General features: G+C 64.1%; 19 protein-coding genes. 3 read left to right on the top strand and 16 right to left on the bottom strand.

The features are described from left to right. Window positions 1-6: 6 nt before the first annotated feature. A complete protein-coding gene (gene iolB, locus ABD884_RS17975) occupies window positions 7-906 on the top strand; it encodes a 5-deoxy-glucuronate isomerase (protein WP_345048784.1) in 900 nt (299 codons plus the stop codon). Window positions 907-996: 90 nt separating this feature from the next. Here iolB and ABD884_RS17980 read toward each other — a convergent pair whose 3' ends face one another. The 9 genes from ABD884_RS17980 to ABD884_RS18020 form a co-directional block, all read right to left on the bottom strand. Further along, window positions 997-2,037 (bottom strand): Gfo/Idh/MocA family protein, encoded by a 1,041-nt coding sequence (locus ABD884_RS17980; protein ID WP_345048787.1) that lies wholly within the window; start codon window positions 2,035-2,037, stop codon window positions 997-999. Further along, entirely contained in the window at window positions 2,034-2,897 is an 864-nt protein-coding gene (locus ABD884_RS17985) for a TIM barrel protein (protein ID WP_345048791.1), read from the bottom strand. Before ABD884_RS17985 ends, ABD884_RS17980 begins: the two co-directional genes overlap by 4 nt. Continuing rightward, complete coding sequence (locus ABD884_RS17990) at window positions 2,897-4,015, bottom strand: Gfo/Idh/MocA family oxidoreductase (protein WP_345048798.1); 1,119 nt, start codon at window positions 4,013-4,015, stop codon at window positions 2,897-2,899. Before ABD884_RS17990 ends, ABD884_RS17985 begins: the two co-directional genes overlap by 1 nt. 57 nt (window positions 4,016-4,072) lie before the next feature. Further along, window positions 4,073-5,161 (bottom strand): Gfo/Idh/MocA family protein, encoded by a 1,089-nt coding sequence (locus tag ABD884_RS17995; protein ID WP_345048802.1) that lies wholly within the window; start codon window positions 5,159-5,161, stop codon window positions 4,073-4,075. Then, the gene (locus ABD884_RS18000) at window positions 5,161-6,156 is read right to left on the bottom strand and encodes a Gfo/Idh/MocA family oxidoreductase (RefSeq protein ID WP_345048806.1); all 996 of its coding nucleotides are present in this window, start codon (window positions 6,154-6,156) and stop codon (window positions 5,161-5,163) included. Before ABD884_RS18000 ends, ABD884_RS17995 begins: the two co-directional genes overlap by 1 nt. A gap of 109 nt (window positions 6,157-6,265) precedes the next feature. Continuing rightward, complete coding sequence (locus tag ABD884_RS18005) at window positions 6,266-7,219, bottom strand: ATP-binding cassette domain-containing protein (RefSeq protein WP_345055022.1); 954 nt, start codon at window positions 7,217-7,219, stop codon at window positions 6,266-6,268. A gap of 18 nt (window positions 7,220-7,237) precedes the next feature. Continuing rightward, window positions 7,238-8,305 carry an ABC transporter permease gene (locus ABD884_RS18010; protein WP_345048809.1) on the bottom strand — a complete coding sequence of 356 codons (1,068 nt, stop codon included), beginning with the start codon at window positions 8,303-8,305 and terminating at the stop codon, window positions 7,238-7,240. Window positions 8,306-8,370: 65 nt separating this feature from the next. After that, on the bottom strand, window positions 8,371-9,366 hold the full coding sequence (locus ABD884_RS18015; protein WP_345048812.1) for a substrate-binding domain-containing protein: 996 nt from the start codon (window positions 9,364-9,366) through the stop codon (window positions 8,371-8,373). 149 nt (window positions 9,367-9,515) lie between these two features. Continuing rightward, window positions 9,516-10,526, bottom strand: a complete 1,011-nt coding sequence (locus ABD884_RS18020; protein ID WP_345048816.1) for a LacI family DNA-binding transcriptional regulator — start codon at window positions 10,524-10,526, stop codon at window positions 9,516-9,518. Window positions 10,527-10,682: 156 nt separating this feature from the next. Here ABD884_RS18020 and ABD884_RS18025 point away from each other — a divergent pair, with 156 nt between their 5' ends. After that, entirely contained in the window at window positions 10,683-11,861 is a 1,179-nt protein-coding gene (locus ABD884_RS18025) for a Gfo/Idh/MocA family protein (RefSeq protein ID WP_345048820.1), read from the top strand. Beyond that, a complete protein-coding gene (locus ABD884_RS18030; RefSeq protein WP_345048823.1) occupies window positions 11,858-12,877 on the top strand; it encodes a sugar phosphate isomerase/epimerase family protein in 1,020 nt (339 codons plus the stop codon). Before ABD884_RS18025 ends, ABD884_RS18030 begins: the two co-directional genes overlap by 4 nt. Window positions 12,878-12,952: 75 nt before the next feature. Here ABD884_RS18030 and ABD884_RS18035 read toward each other — a convergent pair whose 3' ends face one another. From ABD884_RS18035 to iolC, 7 genes are all read right to left on the bottom strand, one after another. Continuing rightward, window positions 12,953-13,825 (bottom strand): sugar phosphate isomerase/epimerase family protein, encoded by an 873-nt coding sequence (locus ABD884_RS18035; protein ID WP_345048826.1) that lies wholly within the window; start codon window positions 13,823-13,825, stop codon window positions 12,953-12,955. Between the two features lie 8 nt (window positions 13,826-13,833). Next, complete coding sequence (locus ABD884_RS18040; protein ID WP_345048827.1) at window positions 13,834-14,847, bottom strand: Gfo/Idh/MocA family protein; 1,014 nt, start codon at window positions 14,845-14,847, stop codon at window positions 13,834-13,836. A 14-nt stretch (window positions 14,848-14,861) separates the two neighbouring features. Further along, window positions 14,862-15,773 (bottom strand): sugar phosphate isomerase/epimerase family protein, encoded by a 912-nt coding sequence (locus ABD884_RS18045; RefSeq protein ID WP_345048831.1) that lies wholly within the window; start codon window positions 15,771-15,773, stop codon window positions 14,862-14,864. A gap of 109 nt (window positions 15,774-15,882) precedes the next feature. Next, the gene (locus tag ABD884_RS18050) at window positions 15,883-17,394 is read right to left on the bottom strand and encodes a CoA-acylating methylmalonate-semialdehyde dehydrogenase (RefSeq protein ID WP_345048835.1); all 1,512 of its coding nucleotides are present in this window, start codon (window positions 17,392-17,394) and stop codon (window positions 15,883-15,885) included. 42 nt (window positions 17,395-17,436) lie between these two features. After that, a complete protein-coding gene (iolD, locus tag ABD884_RS18055) occupies window positions 17,437-19,374 on the bottom strand; it encodes a 3D-(3,5/4)-trihydroxycyclohexane-1,2-dione acylhydrolase (decyclizing) (RefSeq protein ID WP_345055027.1) in 1,938 nt (645 codons plus the stop codon). A 20-nt stretch (window positions 19,375-19,394) separates the two neighbouring features. Beyond that, window positions 19,395-20,324 carry a Cgl0159 family (beta/alpha)8-fold protein gene (locus ABD884_RS18060; RefSeq protein ID WP_345048839.1) on the bottom strand — a complete coding sequence of 310 codons (930 nt, stop codon included), beginning with the start codon at window positions 20,322-20,324 and terminating at the stop codon, window positions 19,395-19,397. Further along, a complete protein-coding gene (iolC, locus tag ABD884_RS18065) occupies window positions 20,321-21,346 on the bottom strand; it encodes a 5-dehydro-2-deoxygluconokinase (protein ID WP_345048841.1) in 1,026 nt (341 codons plus the stop codon). The genes ABD884_RS18060 and iolC overlap by 4 nt, the downstream gene beginning before the upstream one ends. Between the last annotated feature and the right edge of the window lie 100 nt (window positions 21,347-21,446).

The raw sequence follows: 21,446 nt of genomic DNA on the forward strand, positions 1-21,446 counted from the left end.
AGCTTCATGGCCAACTGGGTCTATCCATTGGGAACCGCCAACGACGGCGATTGGGACATCTCGCTCGGAACCTCCGATTCCGCGTTGATTGTGGACGGTTGGGCCCACACGGGGCTCAAGGTCGCCACGCTCGCCGCGGGCGCCGCCGTCGAGCTCCCCGCCGCAGCCGAAGAGCGGATCATCGTGCCGCTCAACGGCGCCTTTACGGTGACGGTCGACGACGTGGGGTATCCCCTTGCGGGGCGGGCGTCGGTTTTCCATGGCCCCAGCGATGTGTTGTATTCCGGCACGAACGCTGCCGTCACTATCAGTTCGTCCGACGGCGGCCGCGTCGCCGTCGCCACGGCCCCGGCTAACGCGTCGTACCCCACCAGGCTAGTGACCGCCGCGGAAACCCCGGTGGAGCTGCGTGGGGCAGGCAATTGCTCCCGTCAGGTCCACAACTTCGGCACCCCTGCCGCTCTCGAGGCAGATCGCTTCATTGTCTGCGAAGTGCTCACCCCCGCAGGCAACTGGTCCTCCTATCCCCCGCACAAGCATGACGAGGAAAAGGACGGCGAGACGCAGCTCGAGGAGATCTACTACTTCGAGACCCGAGTGGCTGACGGCTCGGGTGCACCCGACCCTGCCCATGCGGATGCGATCGGCTATCAGCGCGTTTACGCCTCAGATGACCGTCCGATCGACGTTGCCGCAGAGGTTCGCACGGGCGACGTCGTCCTCGTTCCCTACGGTTGGCACGGTCCCGCCATGGCCGCTCCCGGCTACGACCTGTACTACCTGAACGTGATGGCCGGCCCGGGCCCCGTGCGCGAATGGCTCATCAGCGACGACCCCCACCATGGGTGGGTGCGGCAGAGCTGGGACGGTCAGGATATGGACCCCCGTTTGCCGTTCGGCACCTAAGGCGTTCGCACACCCAACTGACTAGCAGTTGTTGTCGTTCTGGGCCGTCAAAACGACAACAACTGCGAGCCAGTTGGGGCCGGTAATCGCCTAACTGGCCTTCGCCGCCACCAGCGCCACCCTCACCGGTACACCGCTTGCCAGCGATTCCTGTGCGGCGTCGGCCACACGGGAAGCAGCCACGGCGTCTTCCGGGGCGCAAGGATTCTCCCGTTGGCCCAGGACCAGCTCAACGAAGGCCGCCATTTCCGAGCGGTAGGCCTGGTCGAAGCGTTCTGCGAAGGTCCTGTGGGGTTCTCCGGAGGGGAAGGCGATCCCGGCCTCGGCTGATTCCATGGCCATCTTGTCGTCCAAGCCAACCATGAGGGAATGCTTGGAGCCCTGGATTTCGAGGCGGACATCGTGCCCTGCGCCGTTGTAGCGGGTGGCGGACACTGTGCCCACCGTGCCGTCGTCGAAGGTGATCAACGCCAACGCCGTGTCCACATCCCCCACCTCGCCGATGGCGGGATCTCCATTGTTGGAACCCTTGGCATAGACCTCCACGATCTCGCGGCCGGTCAACCAGCGCAGGATGTCGAAATCGTGGACCGAGCAATCGCGGAACAGCCCGCCGGACGTTGCCAGGAACTCCACGGGCGGCGGCGCCATGTCGCACGTCACGGCGCGCAGCGAGTGGATCCAGCCGAGCTCTCCCGCTTGGTAGGCGCGCTTGGCCTCAAGGTAGCCGGCATCGAAGCGACGCTGATGCCCGATCTGTACGACGCCGTTGTTGGCGCGCACATGTTCCAGGACCGGCAGCGCATCGGCCACATTCATGGCCACGGGTTTCTCACAGAACACCGGGATACCGGAGTCCACCCCCGCGCGGATCAGTTCCGGATGCGTTCCCGTCCCGGTCGCGATAACCAGTCCATCCACCCCGGAGGCGATCAAAGACTCCACCGTCGGCAGGAATTGAGCGCCGAGACCAGTGGCCACTGAGCGGGCATGTTCTTCAGCCACATCCGTGAGCCGTAACTCCACGTTGATGCCCTGCGCATTCAGTTCCCCGTTGAGCGCGGCGATGTTGCTGGCGTGCATCACGCCGATTCGCCCCACTCCAACCAGTCCGAGAACGACGTCCTTCATAGTGCTACCTCCGTTGAAAAAGCTATTGCGTCCTGAACCAAGCCGTCCTGAACCAAGCCGTCCTGAACCAAGCCGTCGTGAACCGTGTCGGCCTCAGGCGTGAACGCCCGGCGGAACGCCTCAAGCGCCTCCATGTCGTCGCCACTGGCCCAAGCCTCCATGCCGACCGCCCCTTCATAGCCCGCAGTCACGAGCGCCCGGGCCACAGCCGAGTAGTTGATTTCGCCCGTACCGGGCTCGCAGCGGCCGGGGACGTCCGCCACCTGGATCTCGCCGATGTGCGGCAAGGCGGTGCGGACCAGCTCGATGAGGTTCCCCTCCCCCAATTGTGCGTGGTAGAGGTCCAGCATCATTTTCACGTTGGGGTGCCCAACAGCTTCCACCAGCGCCAGCGTGTCCTTGGCGCGGGCCAGCGGAATTCCGGGGTGGTCCAGCACGGTGTTGAGATTTTCCAGGCAGAACGTCAGTCCGTGCTTTTCCCCGAGCGCGCCAAGGCGCTCCAACGTCCGGGCACCCGTGATCCACATGCTGCCGGTGGACCTGTAGACGGGACGGGCTGCTTTCCCGTCGATCAGCTCCGCCGAGTGCACCACCATGCGGCTGACGCCGAGTTTCAAAGCGGTCGGAATCAGCGTTTCGGCCGTCCTCACCACGTCCTCGGCGGTGTCCGCGTCAACCAGGCTCCCGGAGATGTAACCGGTCATGGAGGAAAAGACCGCACCGCTCGCCTTGAGGGCCGCGATGTCCTTGCTCCTCGAGTCCCAGAGTTCGACGTCGAATCCGGCCTCATGAATCCGACGCACCCGCTCGGTGAACGGCAGCTCCGTAAAGACCATCTCGGCACAAATGGCCAGCCGCATCAGACACCCGCCTTGCGGTTGCTTGAGACCTTGCTGTTGCTCGAAACGGGTACCGCCACCGGTCCGCCTAGCTGGACCGACTCGATGCAGGCCAGCGCCATCGCGAGGGCGCGCCGCGCGTCAGCGGCCCCCGGGGTAAGGGTGAAAGCGCCCGACGGCGGTTGCGTGCCATCGCGGCGCGCGCGGACTGCCGCGGCGAAGTCCACGAGTTCATCGGTGTAGGCGTCGCGGAACAGTTCCACGTTGAGCCTCGGAGTCTCGGCGGAAAGGCCTTCGGCGGTGTATCGCAGGGCAGCAGTTTCGGTAGGCCGTCCGGCCTGAACCATGCCCTTGGAGCCGAATACTTCTCCCCTGACGTCGTAGCCGTACAGGGCACTGAAGTTGGCTTCCGCCACTGCCAAGGCTCCATTGCTGTAACGGACGGTGACCACGGCGGTGTCCAGGAATCCCTGGTCACGCAGGCTCGGTTCCACGAGTGCGTCCGCGGCAGCGTAAACCTCAACTGGTTCGGCACCTTCGTTGAACCAATTCAAGGTGTCGAAGTCGTGGATGAGCGTTTCGAGGAAGATCGTCCAGGCCGGAATCCTGGCTGCATGTCCGATGCTCCCGGTGCCCGGATCCCGGGTCAGGGAGCGCAGAAGCTGCGGCTGGCCCACGATTCCCTCGGCCAGGTCCTTCTTGGCGGCCTGGAAGTCGGTAGCGTAGCGGCGGTTGAAGCCGATCTGGAAATGCACCCCTGCTGCTTCGACGGCAAGGAGCGCGGCGTCGAGCTCTTCGAGGCTCTGCGCCGCAGGCTTCTCGCAAAACACGTGTTTGCCGGCGGCTGCGGCCTGGGCGATCAGGGAAGCATGGAAGCGTGCCGGGCTGGCGATGATCACGGCGTCGATGTCCGGATCGGCCATGATGTCTGCGGCGTCGGCGGTGACCTTGGCCGTACCAAGCCGGGCGGCCACGGACGCGGCAGAGTCCACGTTGGGATCGGCGACGGCGGCGAGGACCGCACCGGTAACCCTGCGGGCTATGCTTTCGCCGTGGAACGCTCCCATCCAGCCGGAGCCTATGAGGCCCAGCCGCACGGGGGTGGGAAGACCGGCTGAATGCTGTTCGATGTAGGCCATGGGCCCGTCCTTTCGATTGTCAGTACAACAAGTGCTCAGGCATTGCTCAGGAATTGCTCAGGCAGATGCGTTGCCTTCGCCCGGGAATTCAATGCCCACGTGGCGGCGGATTTCATCGGCGACTTCCATGGTCCGGATGGAGGAGGCCAAGGACCGTTGTTGGGTTTCCGTCTCACCGGCGGCGATGGCGCGGGCCACCGCTGCGGCTTCGTAGTGCAAGCCTTCCAAATGCCCGCCCGCAGCCTCGTTGTGGCGAATTCGCGTACCGTCGGGGAACCGGATCTCGAAACCGCCGGGCATGTTGAAGGGGCCATCGATGGTCAACGTGGCCTCGGAACCAACGATCGTTGCCGCGGTGGGAGTGAAATTATGCAGGTGGGTATTCATCACGGCCTGGCCTCCGCCCGGAAATTGCATGATGGCGGAAAGCTGTGCGTTGACACCGGATTCGGCGGGCTGGCCGAAAGCGCTCAACCGTTCCGGTGCCCCCAGGACCTCGGTAATGAGGGCCAGCGGGTACGTGCCCAGATCCAGCAAAGGCCCACCAGCGAGTGCGGGGTCGAAGATGCGGTGGCTGCGTTCGAAGTGCTCGCCGTATTCCGCCAGAACCGTTGTCACGGTACCCAGTGTCCCGGCGTCGAGCACTTGCCGGATCACGTCGAACTTCGGAAGGAAGAAGCTCCACATGGCCTCGGCGGCGAAAACGCCAGCTGCCTTGGCCCGCGCAGCGATATCCCGTGCCTGGGCGGCGTTGAGCCCGATCGGTTTCTCGATCAGGACGTGTTTGCCGGCATCAAGGGCTAGCACGGCAGCCGCGTGGTGGAAGTTGTGTGGCGTGCACACGTACACGATGTCTATATCCGGGGCCGCAGCCAGTTCTTCGTAGCTCCCGTACGCGGCGGGCACGCCGAAAGCGTCCGCGAAGGCCTTGGACCGGGCCAAGGAGCGGGAGCCGACGGCGGCGATCACCTGCATTGAAGAGGCCTGCACCGACTCCGTGAAGCGTTCGGCAATCCACCCCGGGCCCATGATCCCCCAGCGCAGCGCGGGAGCGTCGTGGGAATCCGGCACGCGGGAATCCGCAAGACCAGACCCCGGAAGTCCAGACGCAGGCAGGCCGGAGGCCGGAAGACCGGAGACAACCATCAGTAGGCCACCTTCGTGTAGGCACCGTCGCTGTGGAGCGAACGGATCATGGCTTGTGCCAGCTGTGATGCCCGGAGGCCGTCCTCGCCCGTGGCGAGCGGCGCAGGCTCTCCCTTTTCGAGGGCTGAAATCCAGGCCTGGAGTTGCAGGCGGTAGGCGTCTGCGAAGCGCGGACGCCAATCGGCGGGGATGTCGGAACTGCGCCGCCCCTCCTGCCGGACGTCGAGGGCGGCAGGTTCCGGGAGTGCCGTGGTACCGAACTCTGACACGACCTCGCATCGGGTGGTGTAGCCGTACTGCGCGTTGAGGAAGAGCTCCAAGGTTGCAAGGGTGCCGTCGGCCGCGCGTAGGAGCATGAAGGCGGGGTCCCTCAGGTCACCGGTGCTGTGCCTGGAACTCCGCCCTGCTTGCCACGACACCTCCGTGACGGGCGAGTCCAAGAGCCACGGGATGATGTCAAGCTCGTGGATGGCCGAGTTGGTGATGGCGGATTCCGAGCTCGCGCCCGGTCCCGCAGCTGCGGTTCGGCTTGTGCAGTGGACCTGCAAAGGCTCACCTTGTGTGCGTGCCCGGTTGGCTTCGCGAAGGGCGACATAGCCTGGATCGAAGCGCCTCATGAAGCCCATCGACAGCAGCCGGGCACCCGTTGCGGCAAGGAGATCAGCTTCCGCCTCCACGACGTCGTGGCTTTCAAGGAGCGTGGGGGCCAGCGGCTTTTCGCACAGTACCGGGGTCATCGCCTCGAAGCATTCCAGCACCAGTCCGGCGTGGGTGGAGTCATGGGAGGCAACCACGACGGCGTCGACGGCGCTCGAGTTGATCAGTTCGGAAGGATCGGTGGTGATGCGTGCGGATCGTGGCGCCGCGGCTGCCGCACGTCCGGCGTCGAGGTCTGCCACGAAGGTGACTTCGGCTCCGCTGACGCTGGTGGAGAGGTTCCTGATGTGGTCGGCGCCCATAACACCGGCGCCGATAACGCCAACCCGGATCGGCATGCTGTCTTCCCGTCTACTATGTCGTGCACATTCCCGCTGGGAATGGCGAGCGGGGGGCCATCCGTTTTCAGGCGGACCCCCGTCTCCATCCGCCCTGTCTCCCTGCCCGTTAGGCGTGCCTCGGGCTGTTTTCCCTTGAAGAGTCGGCAACGTCAGCAACGTCGGCGATTTCAGTTACCCCGGCGACTTCGGCTTGGACTTCTTTGAGGGCTTCGGTGTGTCCGCCGAGTTGTTCGAGTTCGTGGGCGAGTTCTGCCAGTTCCGCGCCGCCGGCCATCTGGGCGGTGAGTTCGTCCAGGGTGATGTCCTTCTTGTCGTAGTAGCCGATCGATTTGCCGCGTTTGAGCAGCAGGAACCGGTCACCGACGGGGAAGGCGTGGTGCGGGTTGTGCGTGATGAAAATGACGCCCAGGCCCCGGTCGCGGGCCTGCAGGATGTAGCGGAGCACGACGCCGGACTGCTTGACACCCAGCGCGGCGGTGGGTTCGTCCAGGATCAACACCTTCGCCCCGAAATACACGGCCCTGGCGATCGCCACACACTGTCGTTCACCCCCGGAGAGCTGGCCGATGGGCTGTTCCACATCGCGCAGGTCGATGCCCATCGCGGCCAGTTCCTTCAGCGTGATGTCCTTCATCTTCTGGACATCCATACTCTTGAACGGCCCAAACCCGGAGGTCAGTTCCGAGCCGAGGAAGAAGTTGCGCCAGATCGGCATCAACGGGACCACGGCCAGGTCCTGGTAGACCGTGGCGATGCCCGCGTCCAGGGCGTCCCGGGGCGAGTTGAACTTCCGCTCATCGCCCATGACGTGCAGGGTGCCTTCGTCGTGCTGGTGCAGGCCGGCGATGATCTTGATCAGCGTGGACTTGCCCGCGCCGTTGTCCCCCAGCACGCAGGTGACGCGTCCGTTGTCCACGGCCATCGTCACATCACGCAGGGCGATGATGTTCCCGTAGTGCTTGCCCACCCTGTCGAGGGAGAGCAGGTGCACGGGGGTGTGGGTCAGCGGGTCCTTTTCATCCTTGAGCAGGGTCTGCTGGTCGATCTGTTTGGCATTCATGTTCATTTCCGGCCCCTTCTACTTGAGCTCTGCGCGGCGTTTGACGATGAGGTTCACGATGGTGGCCAGCAGCAGCATCAGGCCCAGGAAGAACTTGAACCAGTCCGGGTTCCACTGCGCGTACACGATGCCCTTGTTCGCCATGCCGAAGATGAACGCACCGATCGCCCCGCCCACGGCCGAACCGTAGCCGCCCGTGAGCAGGCACCCGCCGATCACCGCGGCGATGATGTAGAGGAATTCATTGCCCACGCCTTCGCCGGACTGAACGGCGTCGAACGCGAAGAGGTTGTGCATGCCCAGGAACCAGCCGCAGAACCCGACCGCCATGAACAAACCGATCTTGGTCTTGGTCACCGGGACACCCACGGCGCGGGCAGCGTTCGCGTCACCGCCGGAGGCGAAGATCCAGTTGCCGACCTTGGTGCGCAACAAGATCCAAGAGGCGATGAGCACAAGGATCACCCAGTACAGGATCGGGATCTTAATGTCGACGCCTCCGACATTCAGATCGGATGCGAAGACGGCCCGGGCCGATGCGAAACCATCCATGTTCGCGATCGACGGCGACGACACACTGCCGCCGATCGCACGTGTGAGGGCGAGGTTGAGGCCCGTCAGCATGAGGAACGTCGCCAGGGTGACGATGAAGCTCGGCAGTTTCGTCTTGACCAGGATGTAGCCGTTAACGAATCCGATCCCGAGTGAGACAACGAGCGCAAGGGCCACCCCAACCCAAACGTTCATTGAGAAATACCAGCTGAACATCGAGGCAGTAAGGGCGGACGAGATCACGGCGACACCTGCGGAGAGGTCGAACTCGCCGCCGATCATCAGCAGCGACACCCCCACCGCCATGATCCCGATCGTCGAGGAACCATACAACACGGTCGCGAACGCATTCGGCTGCAGGAACGTGCTGGAGACGAAGGAGAAGAAGATGAAGAGGACCACTGCTCCAACGAGGGCACCCACCTCGGGGCGGCCCAGGAGCTTCTGGAAGGGGCTGCGGCGCCCCATCCTCTCATCGCCACGTGGCCCGGGGGCTGAAGCCGGCGCCGGCGGCAGGGTAGTTGTGCTTGCCATGGGAATAACTCCTTGTTGGTCAGGCCGCGCGGCGGTCACCCCGCCGCGCGGCCAGGTTCCTGGATCTAGCGGAGGCCCTGCTGGGCAAACTTGAGGACATCCTGTGCGTTGGACTTGTCAACGATGGCCGGCCCGGTGAGCACCGGCTGGCCGCCGCCAATCTTGAAGCCGCCGCGCTTGTTCTGCCAGATTGCGTCGATGGACATGTAGCCCTGGAGCCACGGCTGCTGGTCCACTGTGAAGAGAACCTTGCCGTCCACGATGTCCTGGGCCAGTTCGGCATTGAGGTCGAAGCTGGCAACCTTGGCCGAGCTGCTGGCGTCCGTGACGGACTTGAGCAGGGTGATCGTTATGGGGGCGCCGAGCCCGATGATGACGTCAGCGTCCTTTGTAGCCTGAAGCTTCGCGGTCGCGGTTGACTGGACCGAGGTCATGTCCTGACCGTTGACGTACAAGATCTCAGTGCCGGGCACCTTTTGCTTGACACCGGCACACCGTGCCTCGAGTCCGACGTGGCCCTGCGCTTGGATAACGCAGACCGGGTGCTTGAAGCCCTGGGCAGCGAGCTGGGTACCAACAGCGGCACCAGCGAGCGTCTCATTCGATCCGAAGTGCGTGAATGCTCCGAGCTTCGCGGAAACGTCCTCGCCGGCGTTGAGGCTCACCACCGGGATTCCAGCGTCCTCGGCTTTCTTGAGGACATCCTTGAGGGCGTCCGGGGTGGCGAGCGTGACAGCGATACCGTCAACCTTCTGGTCGATGGCCTGCTGGACGAGCTGGGACTGGCGGCCGGCGTCGGGATCGTTCAGGTACTGGAGGTCGACGTTGTCCTTCGCGGCCGCTTCCTCAGCGCCCTTGCGGACGATGTCCCAGAAAGTGTCACCGGACGGTGCGTGGGTGATGAGCGCCACCTTGATCCGCGGAGTGCTGACGGCTTGACCGCCGCCGGCGGCGTTAGCGCTGTCAGCCGGCTTTCCGCCTTGGCTGGAACAAGCGCTAAGAGCCATCATCGGAACGACGGCTGCCACGAGCGCCGCCTTCCGCCAGGAAAACTTCTTCACGATTTATCTCCTTCGATAGGGGTTGCGGCCCTGCCGCTCTGCAGGAGCTCAAAGCCCTCTACACAGATCATGGTGACTAGCCTCACAGATGTCAATACTTTGTCCTGACATTAGGATGTTTTTACGTGCGGAAGGTTCTTGATGACCGCTTAGCAAGCCGCTCGCGCCGTCGTAGATCGGACGACCAAGACAGGTTCGATGAGCGTGCGCTGAGGCTCAATAGCCGGGTTCTCGAACCTGGCGAGCAAACTGTTTGCCACGTCAATACCAACCAGATCGCTGCGGTTGTCAACGGACGTGATGTCCAGATACTTCGATTTGGCCAAAGGCGAGTTGTCATAGCCAATGACGGAAATGTCGCTGGGAACCTTCAGCCCGCGCGCCTTGAGGGCCGCAAAGGCACCCAGGGCCATCGTGTCGTTGGCCGCGAAGATCGCCGTGGTATCCGGGTGTTTTTCCAGAAGCCAGCAAGCAGAGGCGTAGCCGTCCTCCTCCGAGGTACCTTTGGACTCGGCAATCAAGAGTTCGACGCCCGCCTCCTCGATCCGCCGCCGAAACCCCTCGCGCCGGTGAGCCGACGCGCCGTCGGACCCTGAGAGATGGCCGATGCGGGTATGCCCCAGACCCAGCAAGTGCTCGGCCGCCATGCCGCCCCCGCCGTCGTCGTCGTTAGTGATGAGATCCGCACCGGCAGGCACCCCCTTGCGCCATCCGGCCACCACCGTAGGAACGCCAGATTCGGCCAGCATGGACTCGCTCGGCTCCGCGGCGATGACGAGCGCGTCGACATGCAAGGCCAGGAGGCCGTCCGCGGCATCCTTGACGCGGTTCGCGCCGGGCCGGGAGTCGGCCAGCATCACGTGGTAGCCGAGGTCCGAAAGGACAGCCTCCATGCCCCTCAGGAGGTCCACGAACCACGGGTTCCGGTAGTCGTCGATCAACAAACCGATACTCTTCGTCCGATTGCTCGCCAGCGTGGTCGCGGCGCGGCTGGGACGGTAGCCCAGCTCCGATATTGCCGCTTGGACGGCTTCGCGGCGTTTATCACTGACCCTCGCCGGTGACTGGAGAACCAAGGACACCAACGACGGCGAGACACCGGCAAGCTTGGCAACGTCATAGATGGTCGGGCGGCGGGTTTTGGGACGTGTCGCACTCATGGTTCAGGAACCTTTCTTCTCTGCTGTCAAGGGTGTTCGCGATACATTGACAGGACATACTCACATGATTAGGCTTTGACTCCAGTGCTAAATTGTAGCGCTCCAAAATGCCAACGGGATGTTCCGCACCCAGGCTGAATTTCGAAGGAGAAATCAATGACTGAGAGCCTAGGGATCGCCGTTATCGGCGCAGGAATGGCCGGCAAGGCCCATGCGGCGGCCTACCGCACAGCGTCTACCCTTTACAGCCCCGTGCTTCCGCCGGTGCGCCTCGTATCGATCGGCGACGTGAACGCCGAGTTCGGTTCCCTCGCGGCCCGGCGATTTGGCTACGAACGCAATGACACCTCCTGGCAGGCGATCGCAGAGGCAGACGATATCGACGTCGTGAGCGTCGTCATCGCGAATTCCCTCCACCGCGAGGTCGTCGAGGGTCTCCTCGCTGCAGGTAAGCACGTACTCTGCGAGAAGCCCCTGAGCGATTCCCTCGAGGACGCCCGCGCCATGGCCGAGGCCGCCCGCAACGCTTCAAGCATCGCGCGCATTGGCTTCACGTTCCGCCGCACGCCCGGCATCGCCTATATCCGCGACCTCATCCGCAACGGGGTGCTCGGCAACGTCCTGCACTTCAGCGGCCGCTACTGGACCGACTACGGCTTCAGCCCCTCGGCTCCGATGAGCTGGCGTTACAAGGGCGGCCCCGGTTCCGGCGCGCTGGCCGACGTCGGAAGCCACCTGGCCTACGTTTCCGAGTTTCTCTGCGGCGACATCAAGTCCATCACCGGTGGCCGTCTGAGCACCGTCATCGGCAAGCGCCCGTTGCCGCTCGGTGCCGTCATCGGACACGACCATGCAGCGGTGAGCGACACCTTCGAAGCTGTAGAGAACGACGACTACGCAGCCTTCAACGCGGAGTTCGAAACCGGCGCCGGCAGCTTTGAAGTTTCCCGCGTTGCCGCCGGCCACGCCAACAGCCTCAACTTCGAAGTGTTCTGCGAGAACGGTGCAGCCAAGTTCGACCAGCGCCGCCCCTCAGAAATCCAGCTGTTCCTCAACGATGGTTCCGGCAGCGAGAACGGCTACCGCCAAGTCATCCTTGGCCCGGGCCACCCCTACATCGCCGGCGGCCTGGCCATGGACGCCCCCGAGGTCGGCTTCGGCCAGAACGACGCCTTCGGCTACCAGGCCCGTGCGTTCCTCGAAGAGGTTGCCGGCCTTCCCGAGGCCGAGTCGCTGCCGCGCTGCGCCACCTTCGACGAGGGCGTGCGCAACATGGAGCTGCTCGGCGCCGTCACGGAATCCGCGCTCAACAACGGAAAGACCATCACGCTATGAAACTCGGCGTCTACAACGCAATCCTGCATGACAGGCCGCTTCCCGAAGCCCTCAAGGTCATCGCGGACCTGGGTCTAACGGGTATCGAAATCAACACGGGCGGATTCCTGCCCGCCGTCCACGTCCCCACCATGGACCAGATCCTGGTCTCGGATGCCGCCCGGGATGACTACCTCGGGATCTTCGAGGGCACCGGCGTCGCCATCGCAGGCCTGAACTGCAACGGCAACCCGCTGCACCCGAAGCGCGAGATCGGCGAAAAGCACACCGAAGACATCCGCCGCTCCATCCGGCTCGCGGAACGTCTCGGCCAGAACCGGCTCGTGACCATGTCAGGCCTGCCCGGCGGCGAGCCCGGCTCGACCGTGACGAACTGGATCGTGAACGCTTGGAATTCGGCGGCTTTGGACGTGCTGGATTACCAATGGGACGTCGCGGCGAAGTTCTGGCGCGGGACCGACCGCTTGGCCGCAGATCATGGCGTCAAGGTGGCCCTCGAACTTCACCCGCAGAACATCGTGTTCAACACCGCCGACGTCCACAAGTTCATCGAACTCACGGGCGCCACCCACGTGGGCGTCGAACTCGACGCTTCCCACCTGTTCTGGCAGCAGATGGATCCCGTCGCCGTGGTCCGGGAACTCGGTCCGCTGGTCTTCCAGGCAGCCGCGAAGGACGTCCGCGTCAACTCCGCGAACGCTGCCCTCTACGGTGTGCTTGACAACAGCTTCCGTAGGCTCTCGCCGGAGGAAAACCGCACCAACCTCGGCGGCGACGAATGGGCCAACGAGTGGCCCAAGAACTCCGCTTGGGACTTCGTGGCCCTCGGCCGCGGTCACGACACCGCCTACTGGACCGAATTCCTGCGTGCCCTGCATGAAGTGGATCCGAACATGCTGGTCAACATCGAACACGAAGATACCTCCCTCGGCCGCATCGAAGGTCTCGAGGTAGCTGCCAAGGTCCTGCGGGATGCCGACGCAGCGCTCTCAGAGTCGCTGAATCTGACGGCCTAGCCGGTTCGCGGAACAACAAGGGAGGCGGCGAGAAATCGCCGCCTCCCTTGTTGTTCCGTCTTTACGGCACCTTGTTTACTGCACCTTGGCGATGTACTTGCCCATGGTCTCCAGCTGGTAGCGGGACACCTCGTTGGCGTTGTCGTCCTCTGCGAAGACGCTGGACACCATAACGGTGTTGTCCTTGTCCAGGAAGCCGATTTCCTTGAGCCCGCCAAAGAACTCGTCCCAGTTCACGTCGCCGTCGCCGATCTTGAGGTGCTGGTGCACCCGCACGGCGTTGCCGGGCGGGTTGGTGATGTAACGCAGACCGTGGGAGGCGTGGTGGTCCATCGTGTCGGACACATGGACCAAGCGCAGCTTGTCCCCTGCCGCCCGCATGATGTCAAGTGGCTTGTTGCCCATGTGAAAGGTGTGCGAGGCAACGTAGACCATGCCGATGTTGGGTGAATTCACGCCGCGGATGACGCGCAGGGCCGCGAGCCCATCCTCCACGAAATCGTCCGGATGCGGGTCGATGAGAAGGTCCAGGCCCTCGCGCTCGATGATCGGAAGGAGCTCTTCCATGGAGCGGTAGAAGGCCCTTTCGGACTCCTCTGCCTTCTCCGGGCGCCCGCTGAATTCGGTGTTCATTGTCTGTACGCCAAGATCAACGGTGATCTGGATGGCGCGCTTCCAGTAGCGGACAGCGGCTTCGCGAGCGTCCTCATCCGGTCCGGACCACCGCAGCACGGGGAGCACCGAGGCGATTTCGACGTCGGCGTCCTTGCACGCCTTCTTCAGCTGGCCCACCAGTTCGTCGTCGGCCTTGGGGTGGTTGAAGAACGGGATGAAGTCCGCGTGCGGAGTCAGCTGCAGGTATTTGTAGCCGAGATCGGCGGCAAGCCGGGGAAATTCGAGCAAGCTGTGGCTGTGATGGAACGGGGTGGGATCGAGGGCGATTTTCATGATCACTCCTACTTGTACAGCTCGGGCTTTATGTTGAGCTGTACCGCGACTTTTTCGCCCGACTTCTGGGCCTCAACTCCTGCCTCGCAGCAGGCAGCGGTGGCGTAGCCGTCCCAGGCGGTGGGGCCGCCGATGTCGCCGCGGAGGGCGGCGTCCACCCAAGACTGGATCTCGACGTCGTACGCGGCACCGAAGCGCTCCTCGAAACCGGGGGCGACCTTGCCGCCCCAGCGGCCGGCGCTGCGGACGTAAGGACCGCCGTCGCCACCGATGCTCACAATGCCGTCCTCGAAGGATGCCTGGGTGGCAACTTCGTAGCCGAACTTCGCGTTGACGTAGATCTCGACGTCGGCCAAGACACCGGACTCGGTCTCGATCAGGACGTGCTGCGGATCGTGCTGGCCGTTCGGGGCGTTGCGCGTGGCCTTGCCCAGACGAACCTGGACCGAGGTGATTTCTTCGCCGGTGAAGAAGCGGATGGCGTCGAATTCGTGGACCACGGAGTCGTTGATGAGCATCTCGTTGGTGAAGCCCTCGGGGGTGTTCGGGTTGCGGTGCTGGTGGTGCAGCATGAGCAGCTCGCCGAGTTCACGGTCGCGGATCATGGAACCCAGGGCGGCGTATTCGGCGTCGAAGCGGCGCATGAAGCCCACCTGGATACTCTTACGGCCGGTTGCCGTTTCGGCTTGGACAACCTTCCATGCGCTCTCGGCATCCGGGGTAAGCGGCTTTTCGCAGAGGATGGGGAAGTCCTTCTCCAGTGCCTTGTAAAGGATGTCCTCGTGCAGAAATCCGGGAGTCGCAATGAGCACGGCGTTGACGTCGCCATTGTTGAGGGCCTCTTCGGCGCTCGCGAGGGCCACGGCGCCGTCGATCCCTTCGATGGCGGCCAGCGCGCGGGCGAGGTCGACGTCGACGACGGCGGCCACTTCGGCGCCGTGGATGCGGGTACTGAGCCGCTTGACGTGGTCTGCGCCCATGCGGCCTGCGCCGATGACGGCCACGCGGAGAATGTCACTCAATGTTCTGTCCTTAGTTAGTTGACGGCCGTGCGGGAGCCGCACGAGAGCAGGTAGTTTCGGGTGCGCTTGGCGATGGGCATGGGAACGTCGAAGGCCACGGGGTACATGTCCTGTTCCACAATGCCGAAGATCGGACGGTTGAGTCCTTCAACGGCTTCGATGACTGCACACAGGTCAGGGAGGCCGTTCGGCGGTTCGGTCATGACGCCGGCCAGGTTGGCTGCCGCCCAGGTCATGTTTTCCTCGTTGACCCGGGCCAGCACATCCGGGTTGATCTGCTTCAGGTGCAGGTAGCCGATGCGGTCCGGGTAGTTCTTGATCAGTTCCAGGCTGGACGCTCCGCAGTATTCCGCGTGTCCGGTGTCAAGGCACAGGTTCAGGTACTGAAGATCGGTTTCGGCGAGCAGGTGCTCGATATCCGCCTGGGCGCCCACGTGGGAATCTGCGTGGGGGTGGAATTGCTGCTTCAGGCCGAAGTCCTCCAGCAGCACCTTGCCCATACGGTTGTGGCCCGCGAACAGGTCGTTCCATTGTTCCTGCGACAATTCGCCGCTCTCTACGGCCTCGCCGGTGACGTCGTCGCGCCACATGGCCGGAATGACCACGATGTGTTCGCCGCCCATGGCTGCGGTCAGTTCGGCGACCTTGCGTGCCGGCTCCCATGCTGTTTCCCACTGGTCCAAGCCGCGGTGAAAGGCCGTGAAGACCGTTCCCGCCGTGACCTTGAGGTCGCGCTGCTTGAGTTCCTCGACGAGGCGGGTGGGATCGTTCGGCAAGTAGCCATAGGGGCCAAGTTCGATCCATTTGTAGCCGGACTCGGCCACTTCATCCAGGAATCGGACCCAAGGGGTCTGCTGGGGATCGTCCGGAAACCAAACACCCCAGGAGTCCGGGGCTGTGCCGATGATGAGTTTGTTCTCTGTCATTTCTCAATCCTTGTTCAAACCCCGCTCGGCCGGCCCAACTGGCTCGCATTTGTTGTCGTTTTGAGGGCTCATAACGACAACAAATGCGAGCTAGTTGGGTGGGTGGGGACTAGTTGGAGGGGAAGTTGTAGGAGGCGCCGGAAGCGTGGGTCGGTTCGGGCCAGCGGGAGGTGACCACCTTGCCTCGGGTATAGAAGGAGACGCCCTCCGGACCATAGATGTGCTTGTCACCGAAGAGCGAGGCTTTCCAGCCCCCGAAGGAGTGGTAGGCCACCGGTACCGGCAGGGGCACGTTGATACCGACCATGCCCACCGTGACGGAGCGCTGGAACTTGCGCGCGTTCGCACCCGAGGAAGTGAAGATCGCGGTGCCGTTGCCGTAGGGATTGGCGTTGATGAGCTTGATGCCTTCGTCCAGTTCATCCACCCGCACCACGACCAGTACGGGTCCGAAGATTTCCTCGGTGTAGGCGGTCATTTCGGTCTTGACGTGGTCGATCACGGTGGGACCGACCCAGAAGCCATCCTCATGGCCTGGAACCACCAGGTCACGGCCGTCCACCACCATCGCGGCACCGGCGGCTTCGGCTTCGGTGACGATCCGGACGATGCGTTCTTTGGAGGCCGGGGTGATGACCGGGCCCATCTCGGCGTCGGGCTCGGTGCCGTTCTTGACCTTCACGTCCAGGGCGCGTTCTTCGACCTTCTTGACCAGCAGATCGGCGGCGTCCCCGACGGCGACCGCAACCGAGATGGCCATGCAGCGTTCACCGGCGGAACCGAACGCGGCGGCGGCCAGGTGGTCGGCCGCGTTGTCGAGATCGGCGTCGGGCATGATGATCGCATGGTTCTTCGCGCCGCCCAGGGCCTGGACCCGCTTGCCGTGCTTGGTGGCGGTTTCGTGGACGTACTGGGCGATCGGGGTGGAGCCGACGAAGGAGATGCCGTCCACGTCCGGGTGGGTCAGGAGCCCGTCGACGGTTTCCTTGTCGCCGTGCAGGACCTGGAAGACGCCGTCGGGCAGTCCGGCCTGCTTCCACAGCTTCGCCAGCAGCATGGACGCGGAGGGGTCGCGTTCGGAGGGCTTGAGGATGAACGCGTTGCCGGTGGCGATCGCCATCGGTGCCATCCACAAAGGCACCATGACGGGGAAGTTGAACGGGGTGATGCCGGCCACGACTCCGAGCGGCTCGCGGAAGGAGAACACATCGATCCCGGTGGAGACCTGGTCCGAGTAGTCGCCCTTGAGCAGGGTCGGAATACCGCACGCGAATTCGATGACTTCCAGGCCGCGGCCGATCTCGCCCTTCGCATCGGAGAGGACCTTGCCGTGCTCCGCCGTGATCAGTGCAGCGAGTTCGTCGATGTGCGAGGCGACGAGCTCACGGAACGTGAAGAGGACCGCGGTGCGCTTGGCCAGGGAGAAATCGCCCCATTTTTCGCTGGCGGCCTTCGCTGCGGCGACCGTGGCGTCCAGGTCGGCGCGGTTCGCGAGCCGCAGCTCGGCGGAGACTGCGCCGGTTGCCGGGTTGTAGACGGGCTGGCTGCGGTCGCCTTCGCCTGCGGTTTCAACACCGTTGATGAAATGCTTGATGGTGGTCAGGGTGGTCGTCGTCGACATGTACGGACTTCCTTGTCTGTCGCTTTGAAGGGAGTTGGGGGTCTAGCCGAGCAGCTTGCGCTGGCGGTTTTTGTGGTCTGTGTACGTCCGGTAGGCCTGCTGCGTGGACTCGAGTTCGGAGACCTCGGAGACGGGAACATCCCACCAGGATTCGGAGCTTGGGGCGTCCAGCAGGGGGTCCGATTCGACGTGGATGACGATCGGCCCGCTGTCCTCCGGTGCCGTTTTCGCATCACGGATGGCCTGTTCGAGTTCGGCGATGACCTTCTCTCCCGGTTCGATCCGGATCACCTTGGCGCCGAGGCTTTCGGCGTTGAGGGCAAGATCGATCGGCAGGTTCTGGCCGGCGTCGAAGGAATGCTGTTCCTTGTCCAGCACGCGGTACTGCGTACCGAAACGCTGCGAACCCAGGGACTCGGAGAGCGAGCCGATGGAGGCGTAGCCGTGGTTCTGGATCAGGACCACGATCAGCTTGATGCGTTCGGCGACGGCGGTGACCAGTTCGGTGTGCATCATCAGGTAGGAGCCGTCCCCCACCATGACGACCACGTCCCGTACCATTGCATCCTCGCCGCCCGCTGCCGCCTCGGCCAGGGCCGCGCGCTTCACGCCCAAGCCACCGGGAATCTCGTAGCCCATGCAGGAGTAGGCATATTCCACGTGGTAGCCGAAGGGGTCGCGGACGCGCCACATCTTATGCAGATCACCGGGCAGGGAACCCGCGGCGCAGATGACGACGTCGGAGGCGTCCATGGCCCGGTTGGTAGCGCCGATGATCTCGTTCTGTGCCGGCAGGGGTGTGTGGCGGTTGTCGAAGGCTTCGTCCACGATGGCGTTCCAGCGCTCCTTCTCCGCCGCGATCTTCTGCTCGAGGTCCGCGCCGACACGGTAGCCGCCGAGCGACTGGTTCAGCTTGACGAGGGCCTTGCGGGCGTCGGCGACGATCGGCAGCCTGGTGCCGTGCTTGTACGCGTCGATCGCGGCCACATTGATGTTCACGAACTTCACGTCGGGGTTCTGGAAAGCAGTGCGCGACGCCGTCGTGAAGTCCTCGTAACGGGTACCGATGCCGATGATCAAGTCAGCCTCGGCAGCGATGGCGTTCGCCGCCGTCGTGCCCGTGGAGCCGATGGCTCCGAGGGAGAACTTGTGGTCCCACGGAAGGACGCCGACGCCGGCCTGGGTGTTGCCCACCGGGATGCCGGTCAGTTCGGCGAACGTGGCGAGTTCTTCGTTGGCGAAGGCATAAAGGACACCGCCGCCTGCAATGATCAATGGCCGTTTCGCGGCACGGATGGCCTCGGCGGCGCGGCGGATGTCGTCGTCGTCGGCTTCGGGGCGGCGGATCCGCCATTCACGCTCGGTGAGGAACTCCTCCGGGACGTCCAAGGCCTCGGCCTGGACGTCCTGCGGCAGCGAAATGGTCACCGCGCCGGTCTCGGCCGGGTCCGTCAGGACACGCAGTCCGTGGTGGAACGCGGAGAACAGCTGCTCTGGCCGGGAGACCCGGTCGAAGAACTTCGAGAGGGGACGGAAAGCGTCGTTGACCGTGATGTCGTAGGCGTAGGGCAACTCGAGCTGCTGCAGCACGGGATCCGCCGCACGGGTGGCGAAGGTATCGGACGGCAGCAAGAGGACCGGCAGCCGGTTGGTGGTGGCCAGCGCCGCGCCCGTCAGCAAGTTCGAGGAGCCCGGACCGATCGAGGTGCTGATCGCGAACGTCTGGCGGCGACGCGTGTGCCTGGCATAGCCGACAGCTTGGTGCGACTGGGCCTGCTCGTTGCGGCCCTGGTAGTACGGCATGATGCTCGGGTCAAGCTGCTGGTACTGCTTGAGGGCCTGGCCCACTCCGGCGACATTGCCGTGCCCGAAGATCCCGAACGTGCCAGGGATCAGTCGTTCCCGGTACCCACTCCCGCCCACGGTGTCCACCGTGTACTGCTTGGAGAGGAACTCGACCACCGCCTGGGCGACTGTCATTCTGCGCGTTGACATTATTCTTACTCCGATACTTTCGCAGGTGTCTTCAGCAGTTCTGTCGTCTTCAAGAGCGAAGCGGCGGTGGCAACGGCCCCGGCCACGTCTCCGTCCTGCGGGTACAAAAGGGTCCGTCCCACAGTCAATCCCTGGACTCCCGGCAGGGCAAGCGCGGCCTGCCAACTGGCAAAGACCTCGTCCTGGCCCGCATCCGGATCTCCGCCCAACAGGACCGTGGGCAACGTGGTGGCCGCCATGACGCGATCCATCTCAGCCACGACCGGGAGCTTCATCCAGGTGTAGGCGCTCGTGGAACCGAGGCCCTGCGCTATTGCAATCGACTTGATCACGGCGTCCGGGGAAAGATCGTTGCGTACCGTGCCGTTTGCCTGGCGGATGGACAGGAACGGTTCCACCATGGCGATGAGCTTGCGCGCGGCCAGGGAGTCCACGGCCTTGGCGGTGGCTTCCAAGATCGACGCCGTATCCGGGTCCCCGAGGCAAATCCGGGTGAGCATCTTGCCGCCGTCGGCGCCGAGAGCGTCCAGGGCGGCTGCGGTGTGGCCAGTGAAGCGATCGTCGATTTCGTTGACCAGGCCGGCGAGGCCGCCGCGGTTCATCGAACCGAAGACGAGCTTGCCCTCGAGCGCGCCGAGGAGCAACAGGTCGTCCATGATGTCCGGGCTCGCGAGGACGCCGTCGACGGCGGGGTTCGCCAAGGCGATCTGCAAACGGTCCAAAAGTTCCCGGCGATCCGCCATGGCCACCGGGTCTGCACCGACGCTCAGTGCGCCGCGGGCCGGGTGGTCGGCGGCCACGATGAAGTTCTGGGTCCCGTACTTCAGCCCCGGGTGGCGGCGCCGTGCAGCGGCGGCGCGGGCAACGGCGTCGGGATCTTCGAGCCGGATGGCACTCAAGTGCTCATAACGGCGGGGGTCGTCATTGAAGCTCAACGTGTTGCTCCTTCGGAGACTGCTGCGTGTGAAGTTGCTGTATCGGGGCCGGCAGGCGTCAGGGGCGCGCGTTCGGCGAGCAACGAAGTGACCTCCTCCGGCGTCGGCATCGCGTCGGCGCACGAGAGACGGGAGGCGACGATCGCGCCTGCGGCGTTGGCATAATCCAGAACCTGTGCCAGCGGCCAGCGGGACAACAGTCCGTGGCAGAATGCCCCGCCAAAGGAGTCACCGGCGCCCAGGCCGTTGACGGTCTCCACGGGGACCGGCGCGGAGACAACGCGTTCAGTGCGGGTCTTGGCCATGACACCTTCGGGGCCGAGCTTGACGACGGCGATCTCGACCCCCGCGGCCAGGAGCCGGTCTGCCTGCTCGTCCGGTGTGCCTTCACCAACTGCGACGGCACATTCCTTGTCGTTGCCGATTGCTACCGTGACATGCGGCAGGATTTTGGCGACCTCCGCGCGGGCTTCGTCCTCGGAAGCCCAGAACATCGGCCGGTAGTCCAGGTCCAGGATGGTGTACTGGCCCTCGCTCAGGCCGGTGCGGGGCCGGGCTTCGTGGGCCGCGAGGTGGGCGGAACGGCTGGGTTCCTGGCACAGGCCGGTGACGGTGGACCAGAAGATGCCGGCGTTCCTGATGGCTTCGAGGTCCAATTCCTCGGCTTTGATCTGCAGGTCCGGCGCTGTCGGGAAGCGGCCGTAGAAGTACAGCGGGAAGTCGTGCGGGGGCTGGATCGCGCAGAACGTGGCAGGGGTTTGAAGGCCCGGCACCGGGGTGACGAACGCGTCGTCGACCTTGAATTTGCGAAGCTCTCGGTGCAAGTAGATGCCGAAAGGGTCATCGCCCGTGCGAGTAATGACCCCGGAACGGCGGCCGTGGCGGGCGGCAGCTACGGCCACATTGGAGGGCGAGCCGCCAAGGTACTTGCCGAAAGAGCGCACATCCTCCAGTCCCACACCGATGTCGTTCGGGTAGATATCAACGCTGATGCGCCCGATTGTGAGTAGTTCGTGGGTCACGGTGATCGCGGACCTTTCTGTAGTGAACTCTTCTTGCGGGACGGTGAGAGCTCCGGTGCTTTTGCCGGCCCGCAGCGAGCGGGGCCACAAGCACTACTTT

It is taken from the genome of Arthrobacter methylotrophus (assembly GCF_039539965.1).
Lineage (GTDB): Bacteria > Actinomycetota > Actinomycetes > Actinomycetales > Micrococcaceae > Arthrobacter > Arthrobacter methylotrophus.

Coding starts and splice junctions, on each gene's coding strand:
- iolB (WP_345048784.1), top strand. CDS start 7: ATGGCCAACTGGGTCTATCCATTGGGAACCGCCAACGACGGCGATTGG.
- ABD884_RS17980 (WP_345048787.1), bottom strand. CDS start 2,037: ATGAAGGACGTCGTTCTCGGACTGGTTGGAGTGGGGCGAATCGGCGTG.
- ABD884_RS17985 (WP_345048791.1), bottom strand. CDS start 2,897: ATGCGGCTGGCCATTTGTGCCGAGATGGTCTTTACGGAGCTGCCGTTC.
- ABD884_RS17990 (WP_345048798.1), bottom strand. CDS start 4,015: ATGGCCTACATCGAACAGCATTCAGCCGGTCTTCCCACCCCCGTGCGG.
- ABD884_RS17995 (WP_345048802.1), bottom strand. CDS start 5,161: ATGGTTGTCTCCGGTCTTCCGGCCTCCGGCCTGCCTGCGTCTGGACTT.
- ABD884_RS18000 (WP_345048806.1), bottom strand. CDS start 6,156: ATGCCGATCCGGGTTGGCGTTATCGGCGCCGGTGTTATGGGCGCCGAC.
- ABD884_RS18005 (WP_345055022.1), bottom strand. CDS start 7,219: ATGAATGCCAAACAGATCGACCAGCAGACCCTGCTCAAGGATGAAAAG.
- ABD884_RS18010 (WP_345048809.1), bottom strand. CDS start 8,305: ATGGCAAGCACAACTACCCTGCCGCCGGCGCCGGCTTCAGCCCCCGGG.
- ABD884_RS18020 (WP_345048816.1), bottom strand. CDS start 10,526: ATGAGTGCGACACGTCCCAAAACCCGCCGCCCGACCATCTATGACGTT.
- ABD884_RS18025 (WP_345048820.1), top strand. CDS start 10,683: ATGACTGAGAGCCTAGGGATCGCCGTTATCGGCGCAGGAATGGCCGGC.
- ABD884_RS18030 (WP_345048823.1), top strand. CDS start 11,858: ATGAAACTCGGCGTCTACAACGCAATCCTGCATGACAGGCCGCTTCCC.
- ABD884_RS18035 (WP_345048826.1), bottom strand. CDS start 13,825: ATGAAAATCGCCCTCGATCCCACCCCGTTCCATCACAGCCACAGCTTG.
- ABD884_RS18045 (WP_345048831.1), bottom strand. CDS start 15,773: ATGACAGAGAACAAACTCATCATCGGCACAGCCCCGGACTCCTGGGGT.
- ABD884_RS18050 (WP_345048835.1), bottom strand. CDS start 17,394: ATGTCGACGACGACCACCCTGACCACCATCAAGCATTTCATCAACGGT.
- iolD (WP_345055027.1), bottom strand. CDS start 19,374: ATGACAGTCGCCCAGGCGGTGGTCGAGTTCCTCTCCAAGCAGTACACG.